21 protein-coding genes are annotated in these 17,158 nt (G+C 42.4%); all 21 read left to right on the top strand.

What is annotated here, in order from left to right; translation table 11 throughout:
• Positions 1 to 234: 234 nt before the first annotated feature.
• The 21 genes from eutS to ACYQ2O_RS06020 all read left to right on the top strand — a co-directional run bounded on the left by eutS (position 235) and on the right by ACYQ2O_RS06020 (position 16,916).
• On the top strand, positions 235 to 579 hold the full coding sequence (eutS, locus tag ACYQ2O_RS06120; RefSeq protein WP_459796217.1) for an ethanolamine utilization microcompartment protein EutS: 345 nt from the start codon (positions 235 to 237) through the stop codon (positions 577 to 579).
• 52 nt (positions 580 to 631) lie between these two features.
• Positions 632 to 1,207 (top strand): ANTAR domain-containing response regulator, encoded by a 576-nt coding sequence (locus ACYQ2O_RS06115; RefSeq protein ID WP_459796216.1) that lies wholly within the window; start codon positions 632 to 634, stop codon positions 1,205 to 1,207.
• A 199-nt stretch (positions 1,208 to 1,406) separates the two neighbouring features.
• Positions 1,407 to 1,697 carry a BMC domain-containing protein gene (locus tag ACYQ2O_RS06110; protein ID WP_346023843.1) on the top strand — a complete coding sequence of 97 codons (291 nt, stop codon included), beginning with the start codon at positions 1,407 to 1,409 and terminating at the stop codon, positions 1,695 to 1,697.
• Positions 1,694 to 2,503: a propanediol utilization microcompartment protein PduB gene (gene pduB, locus ACYQ2O_RS06105; protein ID WP_459796214.1), complete on the top strand. Its 810-nt coding sequence runs from the start codon at positions 1,694 to 1,696 to the stop codon at positions 2,501 to 2,503. Before ACYQ2O_RS06110 ends, pduB begins: the two co-directional genes overlap by 4 nt.
• 15 nt (positions 2,504 to 2,518) lie before the next feature.
• Complete coding sequence (locus ACYQ2O_RS06100; protein WP_459796213.1) at positions 2,519 to 4,180, top strand: propanediol/glycerol family dehydratase large subunit; 1,662 nt, start codon at positions 2,519 to 2,521, stop codon at positions 4,178 to 4,180.
• 14 nt (positions 4,181 to 4,194) lie between these two features.
• Positions 4,195 to 4,881, top strand: a complete 687-nt coding sequence (locus ACYQ2O_RS06095) for a propanediol/glycerol family dehydratase medium subunit (protein WP_459796212.1) — start codon at positions 4,195 to 4,197, stop codon at positions 4,879 to 4,881.
• A 12-nt stretch (positions 4,882 to 4,893) separates the two neighbouring features.
• Positions 4,894 to 5,430, top strand: coding sequence for a diol dehydratase small subunit (locus ACYQ2O_RS06090; RefSeq protein WP_459796211.1), 537 nt, complete (start codon positions 4,894 to 4,896; stop codon positions 5,428 to 5,430).
• A 21-nt stretch (positions 5,431 to 5,451) separates the two neighbouring features.
• Positions 5,452 to 7,278, top strand: a complete 1,827-nt coding sequence (locus ACYQ2O_RS06085; protein ID WP_459796210.1) for a diol dehydratase reactivase subunit alpha — start codon at positions 5,452 to 5,454, stop codon at positions 7,276 to 7,278.
• 3 nt (positions 7,279 to 7,281) lie between these two features.
• On the top strand, positions 7,282 to 7,659 hold the full coding sequence (locus tag ACYQ2O_RS06080) for a glycerol dehydratase reactivase beta/small subunit family protein (protein ID WP_459796209.1): 378 nt from the start codon (positions 7,282 to 7,284) through the stop codon (positions 7,657 to 7,659).
• Positions 7,656 to 8,285 carry a BMC domain-containing protein gene (locus ACYQ2O_RS06075; RefSeq protein WP_459796208.1) on the top strand — a complete coding sequence of 210 codons (630 nt, stop codon included), beginning with the start codon at positions 7,656 to 7,658 and terminating at the stop codon, positions 8,283 to 8,285. Before ACYQ2O_RS06080 ends, ACYQ2O_RS06075 begins: the two co-directional genes overlap by 4 nt.
• A gap of 14 nt (positions 8,286 to 8,299) precedes the next feature.
• Positions 8,300 to 8,572 (top strand): ethanolamine utilization microcompartment protein EutM, encoded by a 273-nt coding sequence (gene eutM / locus ACYQ2O_RS06070; protein ID WP_459796207.1) that lies wholly within the window; start codon positions 8,300 to 8,302, stop codon positions 8,570 to 8,572.
• 34 nt (positions 8,573 to 8,606) lie between these two features.
• The gene (locus ACYQ2O_RS06065; RefSeq protein WP_459796205.1) at positions 8,607 to 8,894 is read left to right on the top strand and encodes a BMC domain-containing protein; all 288 of its coding nucleotides are present in this window, start codon (positions 8,607 to 8,609) and stop codon (positions 8,892 to 8,894) included.
• On the top strand, positions 8,887 to 9,504 hold the full coding sequence (locus tag ACYQ2O_RS06060; protein ID WP_459796204.1) for a phosphate propanoyltransferase: 618 nt from the start codon (positions 8,887 to 8,889) through the stop codon (positions 9,502 to 9,504). The genes ACYQ2O_RS06065 and ACYQ2O_RS06060 overlap by 8 nt, the downstream gene beginning before the upstream one ends.
• A 24-nt stretch (positions 9,505 to 9,528) precedes the next feature.
• Positions 9,529 to 10,377 carry an ethanolamine utilization protein EutJ gene (gene eutJ / locus ACYQ2O_RS06055; RefSeq protein WP_459796202.1) on the top strand — a complete coding sequence of 283 codons (849 nt, stop codon included), beginning with the start codon at positions 9,529 to 9,531 and terminating at the stop codon, positions 10,375 to 10,377.
• Positions 10,377 to 10,847, top strand: coding sequence for a PduM family microcompartment protein (gene pduM, locus ACYQ2O_RS06050; protein WP_459796201.1), 471 nt, complete (start codon positions 10,377 to 10,379; stop codon positions 10,845 to 10,847). Before eutJ ends, pduM begins: the two co-directional genes overlap by 1 nt.
• 4 nt (positions 10,848 to 10,851) lie before the next feature.
• A complete protein-coding gene (locus ACYQ2O_RS06045) occupies positions 10,852 to 11,115 on the top strand; it encodes a EutN/CcmL family microcompartment protein (RefSeq protein ID WP_459796200.1) in 264 nt (87 codons plus the stop codon).
• 9 nt (positions 11,116 to 11,124) lie between these two features.
• Positions 11,125 to 12,114: a cob(I)yrinic acid a,c-diamide adenosyltransferase gene (locus ACYQ2O_RS06040; protein ID WP_459796198.1), complete on the top strand. Its 990-nt coding sequence runs from the start codon at positions 11,125 to 11,127 to the stop codon at positions 12,112 to 12,114.
• A 19-nt stretch (positions 12,115 to 12,133) separates the two neighbouring features.
• Positions 12,134 to 13,540: an aldehyde dehydrogenase family protein gene (locus ACYQ2O_RS06035; protein ID WP_459796197.1), complete on the top strand. Its 1,407-nt coding sequence runs from the start codon at positions 12,134 to 12,136 to the stop codon at positions 13,538 to 13,540.
• Positions 13,541 to 13,556: 16 nt separating this feature from the next.
• Positions 13,557 to 14,675 (top strand): 1-propanol dehydrogenase PduQ, encoded by a 1,119-nt coding sequence (locus tag ACYQ2O_RS06030; protein WP_459796195.1) that lies wholly within the window; start codon positions 13,557 to 13,559, stop codon positions 14,673 to 14,675.
• 95 nt (positions 14,676 to 14,770) lie between these two features.
• Positions 14,771 to 15,958 carry an acetate/propionate family kinase gene (locus ACYQ2O_RS06025; protein WP_459796193.1) on the top strand — a complete coding sequence of 396 codons (1,188 nt, stop codon included), beginning with the start codon at positions 14,771 to 14,773 and terminating at the stop codon, positions 15,956 to 15,958.
• Between the two features lie 31 nt (positions 15,959 to 15,989).
• A complete protein-coding gene (locus ACYQ2O_RS06020) occupies positions 15,990 to 16,916 on the top strand; it encodes a nitronate monooxygenase (protein WP_459796192.1) in 927 nt (308 codons plus the stop codon).
• Positions 16,917 to 17,158: the final 242 nt, after the last annotated feature.

The raw sequence follows: 17,158 nt of genomic DNA, 5'->3' as shown, positions 1-17,158 counted from the left end.
AAGTCCAATGGGACAACTGAAGAAAATGTTTGGGTAATGAAACACACAGAATGAGCCATTTTAATATTAAAATTGAAGAGTTACCATCTCTAGAAAAAAAGTTTCCGCCAAAGTCTTGACACATACTTTGTTTACATTATTTATTGACAACGCTTTATTTGTTGTTATAATAGTCTCAAGAAAGTCATTACATCTTTATTTTGAAAAATAAATTTCAGGAAATAAGGTGTTGTTGTGAATGATAAGCAAAGAATGATTCAGGAATATGTTCCAGGGAAACAGGTCACATTAGCCCATGTCATTGCAAATCCTGACAGGCATTTGTACAGTAAGTTAGGATTGCCGGCCAAAAGCAATGATGCCATCGGGATATTGACGATCACTCCCAGCGAAGCATCGATTATAGCAGCAGACATTGCGACTAAGGCAGCTGATATCCAAATAGGATTTGTTGATCGGTTCAGTGGGTCAGTAGTATTTACGGGTGCAGTTGGGGCTGTTGAAGCTGCACTGGCAGATGTGCTAGCAAGTTTAGGGAAAATACTGGGAACATCAGACGTGAGGATCACTCGGACTTAACAAGAAACATGCTAATAATAGTTTTGTAAACATCGGTGAGAGGTGTGACAAAATGCAAAAAATTGTGATAGTCGACGGAGACTTAGCAACTATTGAAACAATCAAGACCTTACTTAATGGAGAAGATTACAAAATAAGCGGAGTTGGAAAAGACGGTTTTGCAGCTCTTGAACTATGTAAGATAGAAAAACCAGATATACTGATAATCAATTCAACTCTTCCAGTGTTAAGTGGAATAACAGCCGGAAGGAAAGTGATTGCAGAGAACAATGTAAAAGGAGTCATTTTTCTGTGTGACGATGATTCAGAAATCACTAAAGAAAACCTTGAAAAGATCAGAAGCAGAAAAACGATTGGCTGGCTATCAAAACCTATACAGAAGGAGGCCTTGCACGCGACCTTATACCTGGGTAGTGAGCAGACATCTGTAATTGAACAGCTTGAAAAGGAAGTGTACAAAGCTAACAAGAAATTAGTGGAAAGAAAAGTAATTGAAAAAGCTAAAGGCTTTCTCATGGAGGAGCAGCAGTTAAGTGAGCCTGAAGCCTATCGCTTTATACAGAAACTGAGTATGCAGAAGCGTACTTCTATGGTTGAGATAGCTGACATTATATTACTAGGTGTTTAAAACTAAAAATACAGCAAGTGACGTAACTTGTGGTAAAAGCAAAGATGCTTAAAAAATGGCTCACAGAGTCATTTTTTAAGCATCTTTGCTTTTTGATTGGAGGGCAGATAAAGCACAGGAAAAGCAACAGGATAAAACTGATAGACCAATGTGATGCTTGATAAGAAAAGCTCACAAAAATAGATAAAGGAGGCGCAATATGTCGCAGGAAGCATTAGGAATGATCGAAACAAAAGGGTTGATAGGCTCGATCGAAGCAGCAGACGCAATGGTCAAAGCTGCCAACGTCACTTTGATCGGAAACGAGAAAATCGGTTCTGGTCTGGTCACGATCATGGTTAGGGGTGATGTGGGGGCTGTAAAAGCAGCTGTCGATGCTGGAATAACAGCTGCCGAAAGAGTCGGAACGGTAGTATCAAGCTATGTTATTCCAAGACCACATACAGATGTTGAGAAAATTCTACCTGTCAAAGGTGATGATGACAAATGAGCAATCAGAACGAGTTGATAAACAGCATTTTAAGTAAAGTAATGGACAAAATAGATAACAATGGGGAGCAGAAGACTTTCTCGAAAGGAGATTTAACTATGGTGAACAATGCAAGCGGTTTAACAGAATATATTGGAGCAACAAAAACTGGGGATACAATCGGTCTGGTTATTGCCAATGTAGATTCCCAGTTACTGGATGCCATGAAATTGGAGAAATCATACAGATCTATCGGTATCATCGGAGCAAGGACAGGGGCCGGACCTCATATCATGGCTGCTGATGAAGCGGTTAAGGCGACTAATACTGAAATCGTACTGATCGAACTGCCTCGGGATACTAAAGGCGGTGCGGGTCATGGTTCTCTGATCATTTTTGGTGGAGAAGATGTATCTGACGTTAAACGGGCTGTTGAAGTGACCCTTCAGGAAGTGGAAAGAACATTCGGAGATGTCTATGCCAACGATGCTGGGCATCTGGAATTACAATACACAGCTCGAGCCAGCTATGCTATCAATAAAGCATTCGGGGCACCAGTTGGGAAGTCGTTTGGATTGATTGTTGGGGCACCAGCAGCAATAGGCGTAGTGATGGCCGATGCAGCAGTGAAATCTGCCAACGTTGAGGTCGTGGGCTACGGCTCACCAGGTAATGGAGGAACCAGCCACTCCAACGAAGCGATTTTACAGATCACAGGAGATTCCGGAGCTGTTCGTCAGGCTGTTATCTCAGCGAGAGAAATTGGCAAGAAAATGCTTTCCAGTCTAGGAGATGAACCTACCAGTAGTGCTTCATCATATATTTAACAGGAGGTAGTAAATATGAAGTCAAAACGATTTGAAGTTCTAGCGAACAAGCCGGTCAACAAAGACGGTTTTGTCAAAGAGTGGATCGAAGAAGGATTTATCGCCATGAACAGTCCACAGGATCCTAAACCAAGTGTCCGTGTTGAAAACGGAGAGATCGTGGAGCTGGATGGAAAACGCAAAGAAGATTTCGATCTGATCGATAGTTTCATTGCAGCATACGGCATCAACAAAGATAATGCTGAAAAGGTCGTCAAAATGGATTCACAGGAACTGGCTAATAAACTTGTCAATCCAAACATCTCGCGTGCGGAACTGATCGACCTTACATCAGCAATGACACCTGCGAAGGTATGTGAAGTGGTCAGCTATATGAACGTAGTTGAAATGATGATGGCAGTTCAGAAAATGAGATCCAGGAAAAAACCGGCAACGCAGGCACACATTACTAATGTACGTGACAATCCGGTTCTGCTTGCAGCTGATGCAGCTGAAGGAGCTTTTAGGGGCTTTGATGAGCAGGAAACAACTACTGCAGTTGCCCGTTACGCTCCCTTGAATGCCATTAGTGTCATGATCGGTTCAAATGTAGGGAAACCTGGAACGATGACACAATGCGCTTCTGAAGAAGCGACGGAGTTGAACTTAGGTATGCGTGGGTTCACTGCATATGCAGAAACCATCTCAGTTTACGGGACAGAAGATGTCTTTACTGATGGAGATGACACCCCATGGTCTAAAGGATTCCTGGCTTCCGCATACGCCTCTCGTGGCATCAAGATGCGCTTTACTTCCGGAACTGGATCTGAAGTACAGATGGGATTCGCAGAGGGGAAATCCATGCTTTATCTGGAAGCAAGATGTATCTTCCTGACTAGGGCTGCTGGTGTACAGGGTCTGCAGAATGGTTCCATCAGTTGTATCGGGATTCCTGCTGCTGTTCCTTCAGGTATCCGAGCTGTACTTGGCGAAAATCTGATAACGGCTATGATGGATCTGGAGAATGCTTCAGGAAATGACCAGACATTCTCTCACTCCGATATGCGACGCACTGCACGTTTGATGATGCAGTTCTTACCGGGTACTGACTTTATTTCTTCTGGATATTCTGCTACACCGAACTATGATAATATGTTCGCCGGATCAAACACAGATGCTGAAGATTTTGATGATTATAATGTTATTCAGCGGGATTTGAAGGTAGATGGAGGATTGCGTCCTGTTACAGAAGAAGACGTGGTACGGGTTAGAAACAAAGCAGCAAGAGCCATTCAAGCAGTCTTCGACTATCTGGGCCTTCCAGCCATAACAGAGGAAGAAATCGAAGCGGCTACTTATGCACATGGAACCAAAGATATGCCTCACCGTAATGTCGTTGAAGATTTAAAAGGTGCGTCAGACATCCTTAATAGAGGAATTACAGGCTTGGATATTATAAAAGGGCTGGCTGAAAACAACTTCAAAGATGTGGCGGAAAATGTACTGAACCAGTTGAAACAGCGTACAGCAGGCGACTTCCTGCAGACTGCAGCAATATTTGATAAAGACTGGAATGTCTTCTCAGCTGTCAATACGCCTAATGACTATGCCGGACCTGGTACAGGATATCGTTTAGAGGGAGAAGAATGGGAGAAAATCAAGAATATTAGAAATGCAATCGACCCTAGAGATATTTAGGAGGAGGGATAAACATGACAGAAATTAATGAACATTTACTACGAACTATTATTGAAGAGGTCATTCGTGAAATGGGAGACAGCAGTGATAAAGTGTCTTTCAAACAGGGTGAAACAGACGCATCATCTACTTCTTCAAAATCGACACCTGCTAAAGAAGAAAACTGGTTGAAAAATATTGGGGATGCTAAATCCGGCACATCTAAAGATGAAGTGGTCATTGCCGTTGCTCCCGCTTTTGCGGCCTCTCAGACAACTAATATCGTTGGTGTGCCTCACAAAGAAATCATCAGACAGATCGTTGCCGGCATAGAAGAGGAAGGGTTGACAGCCCGACTGATCAAGGTCTTCAAAACATCCGATGTTGCATTCGCTTCGGTAGAGGGAGACCATTTGTCAGGATCCGGAATAGCCATTGGATTGCAGTCCAAAGGAACAGCAGTTATCCACCAGCGGGAACTGCAGCCGCTGTCGAACCTGGAACTTTTCCCGCAGGCACCGCTGTTAACTTTGGAAACATACCGGGCGATCGGAAAAAATGCAGCTAAATACGCAAAAGGTGAATCCCCTACACCAGTGGAGACACTCAATGACCAGATGGCTCGTCCGAGGTACCAGGCATTGTCTGCTTTACTGCATATCAAAGAGACCAAAGAAATAAGAAAAGGGATTAAACCACAAGAATTTACTATAAATATATAAGGAAGTGAAATTATGACTACAGAAGTTGAAAACATGGTTAGAAAAATCCTGGAAGATATGAATAGTGGGAATACAACTACAACAGTTTCATCATCCACTAGCCAGTCAGGGTCAGCCAACCAATCAGGTTTTGGAAATGTCACTGTAAAAGACTACCCGATCGCCCAGAAACATCCGGAATGGGTAAAAACATCAACCGGCAAAACGTTTAAAGATATTACTCTGGAAAACGTTATGAATGGGAGTATCCAGCCACAAGATGTCCGAATAACTGCAGATATCCTGAAAGCGCAGGGGGATATTGCTAAAAGTGCGGGACGTCCGGCAATTACAAATAACTTCTCAAGAGCATCAGAGCTGACTACCGTACCGGACGAGCGAGTTCTGGAGATTTACAATATGCTGCGTCCTTACCGTGCGACTAAACAGGATCTGATGGATATTGCACAGGAACTCGAATCAAAATATGATGCGAAAGTGACAGCGAATTTCATTCGTGAAGCAGCCGATAATTACGAGAAACGCAAGAAACTTAAAGGTGACAACTAACGGTTAAGGGGAGAGAAGTCTATGCAGAGGATAGTTGGTGTGGATATTGGGAATTCTTCAACTGAAGCTGCTTTAGCAGAAGTGACACCAACGGGGACCGTCAATTTTCTGAGTTCCTCCATTGCCAATACCACAGGTATAAAAGGAACAAGGAAAAACTTACATGGAATCTATGACTCCTTGAATAGTTTGTTGAAAAAGGCAGATTTGACAATCAAAGAGATCGATTTGATACGCATCAATGAAGCCACTCCGGTTATCGGAGATGTAGCGATGGAAAACATTACAGAGACGATCATTACTGAATCCACCATGATAGGACACAATCCAAAAACACCAGGAGGGATAGGTCTCGGAATCGGAGAGACTGTCTCTATCCTGGAATTAGTGAATAATCCTATCGAAGATAAAAATTATATAGTGGTCGTACCTAAAGCTGTAGACTTTTCTTTAGTTGCACAATTGATCAATGCTTACGTTCAAAAGGGGTACAGCATCGTTGGAGCAGTTCTTCAGGCAGATGATGGCGTGCTGGTAAATAATCGTCTGAACAAGCAAATTCCTATAGTAGACGAAGTTTCATTCATTGATAAAGTGCCGATGGGTATGCTGGCAGCGGTTGAAGTCGTAGAGCAGGGGAAAGTGATATCTCAACTATCTAATCCCTATGGTATTGCAACAGTATTCAATCTTTCGCCGGAAGACACAAAGAATATTGTTCCTATCGCAAGAGCACTGATAGGAAATCGTTCAGCAGTTGTCATCAAAACACCTAAAGGGGATGTCCAGGCCAGAACGATTCCAGCTGGAACGATCAGTATTTATGAAAATAGCAGAATTCATACAGTTGATGTTTCAGATGGTTCCGAAAGAATCATGTCTCTTGTATCCTCTTTGGATCACATCGATAATGTGATTGGTGAATCAGGAACTAACGTCGGCGGGATGCTTGAGAAAGTGAGAGCAACTATGGCAGATCTGACAGATAAGGAAATGTCGGATGTTTACATTCAGGATTTACTGGCTGTCGATACATTTGTCCCTTTAGATGTCAGAGGCGGACTTGCTGGCGAGTATTCAATGGAACAGGCAGTTGGAATTGCATCTATGGTCAAATCCGACCATCTGCAAATGTCCATTATAGCGAAAGAAATCGAGAAAAAGTACAATGTCCCTGTTGAAATCGGAGGAGCTGAGGCAGAATCAGCTATCCTGGGAGCTATTACTACGCCTGGAACCGATACGCCTCTAGCTATCCTGGATTTAGGTGCCGGTTCGACAGATGCTTCGATCATTGATAATCAGGGGAAAATCGTATCAAATCATTTAGCTGGAGCAGGGGACATGGTGACAATGATTATCGATTCGGAACTAGGACTTGAGGATAACTATCTTGCAGAAGATATCAAGAAATATCCATTGGCAAAGGTGGAGAGTGTCTTTCATATTCGTCATGAAGATGGAAGTGTTCAGTTTTTCAACGAACCGCTGTCCCCCAATCTCTTTGCGAGAGTGGTCATCGTAAAACCAGATGGGTTGCTGCCTGTTCCTTTAGAAGAATCGATCGAAAAAATAAGACTTGTCAGACAAACAGCTAAAGAACGTGTCTTCGTAACAAATACTATACGTGCGCTGACAAAAGTAAGCCCTACTGGGAATATAAGAGATATTCCATTTGTTGTAATAGTAGGAGGGTCTGCTCTGGATTTCGAGATCCCCCAGCTGGTCACAGACGCTCTGTCCAAGCATGCATTAGTTGCCGGAAGAGGAAACATCCGCGGTGAAGAAGGGCCGCGAAATGCTGTTGCCACAGGTCTGATACTTTCCTACCTGAATGAAAGGAAGTGAATTATGTCGACTGTAGAAACTCAAAGACCGGAAATCATCATCAGTCTTCAAAAGACAGTAGATGAAGAAGAATTAAACGAGGTTCTGTTCGGGATCGAAGAAGAGGGAATCCCTTATTCAATTATCAGAAATGATAATATACCTGCAGTAGAAGCAGCATATGCTGCAGCTTTAAAATCGAAACTCTCCGTTGGAATCGGGTGTTCCGATAAGGAAGTTGTCGTTCATCAGAAGATTCTGAAACCGGAGAAGTTCCTCTTTAAAGTTTCAGATTATCGATCTAAGTCTCCAGAATCAAAGCGAACCTTGGGGAGCAATGCGGCTAGGTTAGTAAAAGGAAATATTTTTAAAGTAGATGTAGATTTGGAGGTGTCATTTTGAACGACGCAATCGGTTTAATAGAAGTAAGGGGGCTGGCATCAGCTGTCAATGTTGCAGATATCATGTTGAAAGTTGCATCAGTCGAACTGCTAGGGATCGAAAAGGCTAATGGTTCCGGCTGGATGACAATCAAAGTATGTGGAAATGTCGGAGCTGTAAAAGCTTCTGTAGATTCAGGTACTGCTAAAGCAAAAGAGTCTGATGCTTTTGTTTCTTCAATAGTCATTCCAAGACCTGCTGAAGGGATAAAAGAGCCATTCTTTAAAACAAAACAGCCGGAAGATTCATCGGACACTTCAGAAGACAGGTCTAAACCAGAAAACGAAGAATCAGAGCAGACTGTCAAAAATGAAGGATCCGAAGAAAAGAAGGATGATAAAAAAAATACACTTGAAAAAACGAGTGTAAAAGCAGAACCAGAGCAGACTGCAGAGCCTGACAATGGGAACAAAAAAGAAAGAGCATCCAGTGATGAAGTAGTGAAAAAAAACATCACTAAACCTAGAGCTTCCAGTAGGCAGAAACCTAAAACTAAAAGAACAGTTTCCAGTAGTAAAGCAGCTGAGGAAGTAAAGGAAGCTACAAGCAAGGACGAACAGAAAAACGTGAGTGATAAATCAAACTAGGGAGATGAAGAAGAATGAACAACGCTTTAGGTATGGTCGAAACAAAAGGACTGGTGGCAGCAATCGAAGCTGCCGATGCGATGGTGAAGGCAGCGAATGTCAGCTTGGAAGGGTATGAAAAAATCGGATCAGGGCTGGTAACCGTCATGGTAAGAGGAGACGTCGGAGCTGTCAAAGCAGCAACAGACGCAGGAGCTGCAGCAGCACAAAGCGTAGGAGAACTGGTATCGATTCATGTAATCCCTCGACCACATAATGACGTGGAAAAGATTCTGCCTAATAAGTAGACTAACGTATCACTATTCAGAGAGGGTGGAGGAAATGAATAATGCACTAGGTATGATCGAAACAAAAGGGCTGGTGGCAGCGATCGAAGCTGCCGACGCCATGGTAAAGGCAGCGAATGTCAGCCTGGAAGGGTATGAGAAAATCGGATCAGGATTGGTAACCGTCATGGTAAGAGGAGACGTCGGAGCTGTCAAAGCAGCAACTGATGCTGGAGCCGCAGCTGCCCGAAGCGTAGGGGAACTGGTATCGACCCATGTGATCCCTCGACCACATAATGATGTAGAAAAGATCATCTCCAATAAGCATGATGTAAATGGATAGAGAACATTTAAAACATCTGGTGAGAGAAGTCATAAACGAAATGACAAAACCTGAGATCCCCATCGGGATTTCCAATCGTCATATTCACCTGACTCAAGAGGACTTTGACAAATTATTTCCTGACGAATCTGTTAAGAAGAAAAAAGAGCTTAAGCAGCCGGGTGAGTATGCAGCAGAGCAGACTGTGACTCTTGTTGGTCCTAAAGGAGAGATTCCTAATGTTCGTCTGCTGGCACCCCTGAGGTCTTTCAGTCAGATAGAAATATCCAAGACCGATTCGTTCACCTTAGGAATCAATGCTCCGATAAGTCTCTCAGGTGATTTAAGCGAGGCTGCTGAAGTGACCTTAAAGACCAAAGAGGGCATCCTTTCTATCAAGGGATGCATTGTAGCTAAGCGTCATATCCACATGAGTGAAGAGGATGCAAAAATCTTCAATGTCGAAAAAGGAGATCTGGTCAAGGTGGAAGTGGACACACCACAACGTAAAACGATCTTCGAAGATGTCGTAGTCAGACCTCACAAAGCTTTTGTTCTGGAAATGCATATTGATACAGACGAAGCGAATGCGGCAAATGTCTCTCCATCTACAAAATGCAGAATCATATAAGGAAGTTAAGCAGGAGGTGGTTAGATGCAGGAGCTCGAACTGGCGAATCAGGTATTGAATAAATTTAATGAGATTGTCAATACAGGAAAATCCAATCATTTTGACAAATCAGAAGACATCAAAACTGGGATCGATCTCGGAACCTCTTCTATTGTGCTTGTCGTACTTGATGAAGAGAACCAGCCAGTCTATGGCTCGTTTGAGTATGCTAACGTCATACGTGATGGTCTGGTAGTAGATTATATCCGCTCTGTAGAAATTGTCAGGGCTCTCAAAACAGAGGCTGAAAAGGTGCTGGGTATTTCATTGACAAAAGCCGCTGGAGCCGTTCCGCCGGGAACTATCGGGAAAAATAAATCAGTTGTCAAAAACGTCATTGAAAGCGCTGATATGGAAGTGGAGAACATAGTAGACGAACCGACTGCTGCTTCCCGCCTCCTTAACATCAGGAATGGTGCAGTAGTTGATGTAGGAGGCGGAACAACAGGTATCAGCACTTTTAAAAACGGAGAAGTCCAAAATGTATTCGACGAACCGACTGGTGGGACTCATATGACACTTGTGCTGGCAGGATATAATGGCATCCCGTTTGAAGAAGCCGAGAAATTGAAGCGTAAAAAGAGCAGAGAAAAAGAGAATTTCATGGTGATACGACCTGTAGTAGAGAAAATGGCTGATATCACACAGAAGGCCTTGCAGATTGAGGACCATAGCTCTGATTTTCCGATATACCTTGTCGGTGGCGCCTCGAATTTTTCTGATTTTGCAGATACTTTTTCTGATTATTTAGGGAAACCTGTTCTAAAGACAGATCATCCACAATTTGTTACGCCTATAGGAATTGCAATGAGTTGCGGAAAAGAGGTAGATTAATGAATGATATAGTAAGCCAGGTCATTAATTTACTGAAAGAACGGGAAAATAGTGTGCTGACTTATGATTTCAGGAATGAGAATCATTATTCTACTGCGGATTTCTTGAAAAATCAGGTCATTCATATTGATGGAGTGAACGTAATGATCCTCCATAAACTACTGAACTTGGAAGAAGAGCACTTTATTTGTTGGGTTCTGGAGGGCTTACAGTTTGGAATCGATTTTCATTTTCATTTATCTTCTTCGATGTACCAGCTCATACCACTTGAGATCTTGAACTGGCCTATAGAGCTGTATAATGAAAAAAATCAAAGAATCAATATGTGTCCTCAGAAGGCTATCACCTATCAGCATATGATGAACTTTACTGATAGATCCATATTGATTAGAACAAAGACTCAAATGATTACGGCTTTAGCAGACGAAGTAAGAGAAAAAAAACAAATCAAGGTTATTGAAAGGTTCTGATTGCATGCAGATCGGTAAAGTTATCGGCAGTTTGGTGTCAACACAGAAAGATGAATCTCTGGTTGGTAAAAAGCTTATGATCGTACGGATCATCAATAGTGACTCGAGTGAAACGGATCGGGAAGAAGTAGCTGTTGACACAGTCGGGGCTGGAATTGGGGAGTATGTGCTTCTTACAAAAGGAGCAGCTGCCAGAAAAGTCTTTTCTTCCGGTGCAGATGCGGTGGACAACTCGATCATCGGGATAATAGACAGTATTGAAAAGTGAGGTGAAATCATGGGGATCTACACTAAGACCGGAGACAAAGGTGAAACGAGTCTGTTTGATGGGTCCAGAGTAAAAAAATATTCTTACCGTGTCAATACGTATGGCACTATGGACGAGTTAAACTCATTTGTCAGTCTGGCAGAAAAGATGGTGAACAGAACGGAAAGCAGAGATATTCTAATAGAAATTCAGAAAAAAATATTTCTAGTGTCCGCAGAAATCGCAACAACCAATATGCATAAACTCGAAAATAAAAGCGATATCATAAAAAAAGATCACATTGAATTCTTAGAACAAGTCATAGACAAATTTTCAAAAGAACTGCCCAAAGTAACTAGCTTTGTACTACCGGGGAAATGCGTTTCAGCTGCCCAGTTACACGTAGCGCGTACTGTCTGCAGAAGGGCAGAACGGGAACTGATTCATTTGGGACAGACAGAAACTATCCGCTCTGAACTGGTTATGTATCTGAATCGTCTGTCTGACTGTCTTTATATCCTTGCACGCACAGAAGATGAAGATGATCATTTGGAAAAAATCATCAGAGAAGTGTCAGTACAATATGAAAAGGCAGTTAAACAGCCTTCTCAAGAAGCAGTCGCTGATACTAAAAGTATTTTTTGCCAGGCAAGCGCCATGATCGATAAATCAGTAAGCAAGGCCATGGAATTAGGCGTTCCAGTAACGATAGCTGTAGTAGATGAGTCGGGGAGACTGGTTGCTGAACTTCGTATGGAAGAGGCCTTGCTGGTTAGTCTTGATCTGGCAGTTAAAAAGGCCTATACAGCAGTTGCAATGAAGTCACCTACTCACCAGTTGAAACATATCACGCAGCCTGGAGCAGATTTATACCAGTTGGAAAGTAATATGGAGGGTAAAATCGTCTCATTCGGTGGAGGCTTGCCTATTTACTCCAATAACAAAATTATCGGAGCCATTGGTGTCAGTGGTGGATCTGTAGAAGAAGACCTCATTATTGCAGAAGCAGGTATAGGTTAAGAGAGGGATGGTTTTTTTAATGGAGAATAATAAAGAATTGGAAACATTGATCCGAAGTATCGTCAAAGAAATCAAGCAAAATGATTCTTTAGGGCAGAGCAGGAACAGATCTTCAAAAGGAAATGGGATTTTCAAGGATGTCGATTCAGCTGTTACGGCTGCTAAACATGCCCAACTGTCCTATGCCAGTTGTTCGCTGGACACACGCAAGCGATTGATTGAGACCATACGGCTGGAACTGAGACCTTGTGTGGAAGAGATTGCGCAAAAAACAGTCGAGGAAACGGGTATGGGAAGAATAGAGGATAAGATAACTAAAATCAACTTGTCATTGGACAAAACGCCAGGAACAGAAGATCTTGAGAGTGAAACGATAACTGGCGCAAATGGGATGATGTTATATGAGCTTACCCCATATGGTGTGATCGGAGCCGTTACTCCGAGTACAAATCCGCCTTCTACAATCATCAACAATGCTATCGGCATGCTGGCAGCAGGAAACAGTATATTTTTTAGCGTGCATCCTGGAGCAAAAAAAAGCTCCTGCTGGCTGATCAGTAAATTAAACGAGATTGCCTGTAATGTAACGGGAATCAATAATCTCATCGTTACCATTGAGGAACCGTCAATTGAAGCCGCTCAGGAAATGATGGAACATCCGGATATTGCAATTTTAGTTGTCACCGGAGGGCCCGGTGTGGTCAGACAGGCGTTAAGAAGCGGTAAAAAGACTATTGGCGCAGGAGCAGGGAACCCCCCAGCTTTAGTGGACGAAACAGCAGACATTACTAAGGCAGGTAGTGACATCGTATGGGGAGCGAGCTTTGACAACAACATCCTATGTACTGCAGAAAAAAGTATTGTAGTTGTAGAGTCTGTTGCGTCCAAATTGATCGATAGTATGGAAGCAGCAGGGGCATATAGTGTAAAAGAGAAAAGAGACATTCAGAAATTACTTGATATGACACTGACTGAAAATGGACCAAACAAAAAGTATATCGGAAAAGATGCCAGCGTTATACTGGACGATGCTGATTTGCCTTATAAGGGATCACCAAGACTGATCATCATGAAAACAGATAGGAACCATCCATTCGTGATGAAAGAAATGCTTATGCCTATAGTGCCAGTCATTACAGTCGGTGACTTTGAAGAAGCAATGGAAACAGTCTATAAGATCGAGCAGAATCTCAAGCATACTGCGACAATGCATTCGCAGAATCTCACAAGAATCAATCAGGTAGCCAAAAAGATGAACACATCGTTATTTGTCGTGAATGGTCCCTCCTTCGCGGGTCTGGGAGCATTCGGTGAGGGGCCTACTACGTTTACTGTGGCAACTCCGACAGGTGAAGGGACAACAACTGCCCGTCATTTTGCCAGAAAAAGAAGGATGGCTATCTCAAGTGGGTTTTCTTTGAAATAGGAAGCGAGGAAAAGGTATGAATGTATGGAGTTTGTCTACAAAAGTTTATGCGGGAATCGATAGTCTGGACAGGTTGGAAAGTCTGAAGAACAAGTCGATTTTCATAGTGTGTGATCCATTTCTTAAAGGTTCTGATTTGTTTATGAAGCTCATTACTTTACTGGTCGAGGAAAATAATGAGCTGCATGTTTACTCTAAAGTGACTCCGGATCCTCCCATTACCGAAATTGTTCAGTGCATGGAGGAAATGGAAGGGTTCAAGCCCGAAGTTGTCCTAGCCATAGGAGGCGGTTCAGCTATTGATCTGACTAAGGGTGTCATCTATTTTTCAGAAAGACTTTCTTCTGTCTCAATAGAGAAATTCGTAGTCATTCCAACGACCAGCGGAACTGGATCAGAAGTGACGAGCGTATCTGTCATAACAGATAACAAAAAGAATATTAAATACCCTTTAGTAGATGACAGCATGCTTCCGGATGAAGCTATCCTGACACCTGCATTAGTGCTCTCATCTCCTCCTGCAATCACCGCTTACAGCGGAATGGACGTTCTCACGCATGCTTTGGAAGCACTGGTCGCACAATGTGCTGATACGTATACGGATGCACTGGCGGAAAAAGCAATCGAGATTATCTTTGAAGAATTAGTCCAGTGCTATAAAGATGGACATGACGTAAAAAGCAGGATGCTGATGCATGAAGCTTCCTGTCTGGCAGGCATGGCTTTCAATCTGGCAGGATTAGGCATCTCTCATGCCCTCGCTCATCAGGTTGGCGGGAAACTGCATGTCCCGCATGGGTTGATTAATACTATGCTGTTGCCTCATGTAGTAAAGTTCAATGCTAAAAGTGAGACAGCGAGAATGAAGTATGCTCGTGTCATGAGACGATTGAATCCTGATATGGGTAAAAGGTCTGACGACATACTGGTCGAAGAGTTAGCTCGCTGTATTGAGCAACTGGCCAATCAGCTGGATTGTCCACTGTCTCTAACGGATTATGGAATAGAAGAAACAGCATCCAGAGAGTATTTAGAGGAAGTGGTCAGAAATGCAAGAAATGATTTTACTTTTAAATCCAATCCAGTCGAACCGGCAGATCAGGATCTAAAGGAGATTTACAAAGCCATTATGTAGATCGATCAGTTGTTAGCGTTCGCTTTTTCTTTAACTGACAGGAATAAGCGATCAGCCACATGACCCTCGACTAAAACATACAAAGAAGGTATTCTATGAACAGAAAAATATTTGCTGTCAATGCCGGAAGCTCCTCATTGAAATTTCAGCTTCTTGAAATGCCCACAGAGATTGTGATTACAAAGGGTATTTTTGAAAGAATCGGATCATCTGAAGCAGAATTCACTTTAAAATACAATACAGTTAAAAAGCATGAAGTAGTGCCTTTGCATAACCATCAGGAAGCAGTTGATCATTTACTGAAAGTACTGGTTGCTGAAGGGATCATAGAATCTTTAAAAGAAATCGATGGGATTGGTCACAGAGTCGCTCATGGAGGAGAAGGATTCAAAGACTCAGCAGTCATTAATGACTCTACACTGCAGACCATCGAGAGTTTAAATCATTTGGCACCGTCACATAATCCTGTTAATATAATAGGCATAAAAGCCTTTCAGAATAAGCTCCCTGATACAGTGTCTGTGGCAGTCTTCGATACAGCCTTCCATCATACTATTAGACCGGAATATTACATGTACCCCATACCATATGACTATTATGAGAAACACACAATTCGAAAGTATGGTTTTCATGGGACCAGCCACAAATATGTTTATGAGACCTTGCTCAATACGTTGAATAAAGGGAGCGGTGAATTTAGAGTGGTCACTTGTCATCTGGGGAACGGAGCAAGTGTGTGTGCGATTGATTCGAACGGCCGATCTGTCAACACATCCATGGGCTTTACCCCGTTGGCTGGCTTGATGATGGGGACAAGAAGCGGAGATATCGATCCATCAATCATCCCGTATCTGGAGGAAAAAGAAGACTTGAGTGCAAAAGAAATGCTCGATATCCTAAATAAATCATCTGGTTTACTAGGCGTTTCCGGTATATCAAATGATCTGCGTGATATTGAATCCGCTGCAGAAAACAATAATAAACGTGCGCAGCTGGCTTTAAATATGTATGCCAATCGTATAGCAGATACCGTTTCTGCTTACGTGTCTCAGCTGGGGGGGATAGATGCTCTAGTGTTTACAGCGGGTGTGGGGGAAAACTCCTCTATGGTACGCTCATTAGTCTGTAGACGGTTAGCTTTTCTAAATCTTCAAATCGATGACTGGAAAAATAAAAACAACGAATCATTTCTGGAAACAGAAAATTCAGCTGTAAAAGTTGCCGTCATACCAACAAATGAGGAAGTAGTCATAGCCAGAGATGTTATCAGATTAGGGTTTTGATCAAAGTACAATCAAAAAAGGAGGTGGACTATTGTCGATCACTGAATTGCTTGATATCCAGTATCCTATTCTGAAAGGCGTAATGGCATTGATTTCTACGCACAAAATAGTGGCAGCGGTTTCAGAATCTGGAGGCCTTGGCGTACTTTCTTCTATCAATCTGGAAGCGGAAGAACTGAGAGAAGAGATTAGGTTGACCAGAACGTTGACCTCAAAACCAATTGCAGTCAATATCATGATGTTATCGAAAAATAGAGATCAGCAAATTAAAGTCATTATCGAGGAAAATATCAGAATAATAACTGTAAGCGCCGGGTCACCAGTAATATATATGGACTGGCTAAAAGAAAACTGTATCAAGGTGATACCAGTAGTGCATACCGTTCAAAAAGCGATGGAAATGGAGAGAATCGGTGTAGATGCCATTATTGCCGAAGGCTCCGAATCAGGCGGCTATATTGGTGAATCTTCTACCATGACTTTGATTCCTCAAGTGGTAAGTCATGTAAACGTGCCTGTAATTGCTGCCGGAGGAATAGCAGATGGCCGGGGACTTGCTGCTGCCTTAGCATTAGGCGCTGACGGTGTGCAGATGGGGACTCGTTTTCTTGCCAGTGAAGAGTGTGCGATCCCTCCAGGAATCAAATCGGCATTGCTGAAAGCTACGGATACATCAACTATTGTAACGGGTCGTAAAAAAGGTGATGCTATCAGGAGCCTGAAAAATGAAATGCTCGAAAAGTACGTAGACTTAGAATTTTCTGAAACACAAGAAGCCAATCTGGATGAGCTGACTATTGGATCATATAAAAGAGCAGTTATTGACGGGAACATCGAGACTGGATCCTTAATGACTGGTCAAATCGCTGGCTTGATCACTGAAATCAAACCTGCTAAAGATATCGTCGAAGAGGTCATGCATGAAGCTCATGATGTCATAAAGAGCTTGAAAATATGAGTACTTAGCTGTTTTTCAAAAAAGCCTGACTATACTTTAGAACAGGTAACTATTTAGTTTATACAACAGACTGGGAGGTGCATAAATTAAGGTTTGACAATCAATTTAGTATACTATGATTATGGTGTCAAAACCCCATAATTTTAAGCACTTAATCAACTTGAAATGCTCAAAAGTATACAGTTTTAAAAAATAAAAGAGGGACTCCTCTTTATGCCATCACTTTTTCCTGATTGTGTTGG

This window comes from Alkalibacterium sp. m-11, assembly GCF_054658155.1.
The sequence above is the reverse complement of the archived record's forward strand: the minus strand, read 5'-3'. Positions and strand labels throughout refer to the sequence as shown.

Excerpts from the sequence above, each read along its gene's own strand:
- ACYQ2O_RS06045 (WP_459796200.1), top strand. The coding sequence starts at position 10,852 with ATGCAGATCGGTAAAGTTATCGGCAGTTTGGTGTCAACACAGAAAGAT.
- eutM (WP_459796207.1), top strand. The coding sequence starts at position 8,300 with ATGAACAACGCTTTAGGTATGGTCGAAACAAAAGGACTGGTGGCAGCA.
- ACYQ2O_RS06115 (WP_459796216.1), top strand. The coding sequence starts at position 632 with ATGCAAAAAATTGTGATAGTCGACGGAGACTTAGCAACTATTGAAACA.
- pduB (WP_459796214.1), top strand. The coding sequence starts at position 1,694 with ATGAGCAATCAGAACGAGTTGATAAACAGCATTTTAAGTAAAGTAATG.
- ACYQ2O_RS06100 (WP_459796213.1), top strand. The coding sequence starts at position 2,519 with ATGAAGTCAAAACGATTTGAAGTTCTAGCGAACAAGCCGGTCAACAAA.
- ACYQ2O_RS06095 (WP_459796212.1), top strand. The coding sequence starts at position 4,195 with ATGACAGAAATTAATGAACATTTACTACGAACTATTATTGAAGAGGTC.
- pduM (WP_459796201.1), top strand. The coding sequence starts at position 10,377 with ATGAATGATATAGTAAGCCAGGTCATTAATTTACTGAAAGAACGGGAA.
- ACYQ2O_RS06080 (WP_459796209.1), top strand. The coding sequence starts at position 7,282 with ATGTCGACTGTAGAAACTCAAAGACCGGAAATCATCATCAGTCTTCAA.
- ACYQ2O_RS06065 (WP_459796205.1), top strand. The coding sequence starts at position 8,607 with ATGAATAATGCACTAGGTATGATCGAAACAAAAGGGCTGGTGGCAGCG.
- ACYQ2O_RS06085 (WP_459796210.1), top strand. The coding sequence starts at position 5,452 with ATGCAGAGGATAGTTGGTGTGGATATTGGGAATTCTTCAACTGAAGCT.
- ACYQ2O_RS06060 (WP_459796204.1), top strand. The coding sequence starts at position 8,887 with ATGGATAGAGAACATTTAAAACATCTGGTGAGAGAAGTCATAAACGAA.
- eutJ (WP_459796202.1), top strand. The coding sequence starts at position 9,529 with ATGCAGGAGCTCGAACTGGCGAATCAGGTATTGAATAAATTTAATGAG.
- ACYQ2O_RS06025 (WP_459796193.1), top strand. The coding sequence starts at position 14,771 with ATGAACAGAAAAATATTTGCTGTCAATGCCGGAAGCTCCTCATTGAAA.
- ACYQ2O_RS06110 (WP_346023843.1), top strand. The coding sequence starts at position 1,407 with ATGTCGCAGGAAGCATTAGGAATGATCGAAACAAAAGGGTTGATAGGC.
- ACYQ2O_RS06035 (WP_459796197.1), top strand. The coding sequence starts at position 12,134 with ATGGAGAATAATAAAGAATTGGAAACATTGATCCGAAGTATCGTCAAA.
- ACYQ2O_RS06030 (WP_459796195.1), top strand. The coding sequence starts at position 13,557 with ATGAATGTATGGAGTTTGTCTACAAAAGTTTATGCGGGAATCGATAGT.
- ACYQ2O_RS06090 (WP_459796211.1), top strand. The coding sequence starts at position 4,894 with ATGACTACAGAAGTTGAAAACATGGTTAGAAAAATCCTGGAAGATATG.
- ACYQ2O_RS06040 (WP_459796198.1), top strand. The coding sequence starts at position 11,125 with ATGGGGATCTACACTAAGACCGGAGACAAAGGTGAAACGAGTCTGTTT.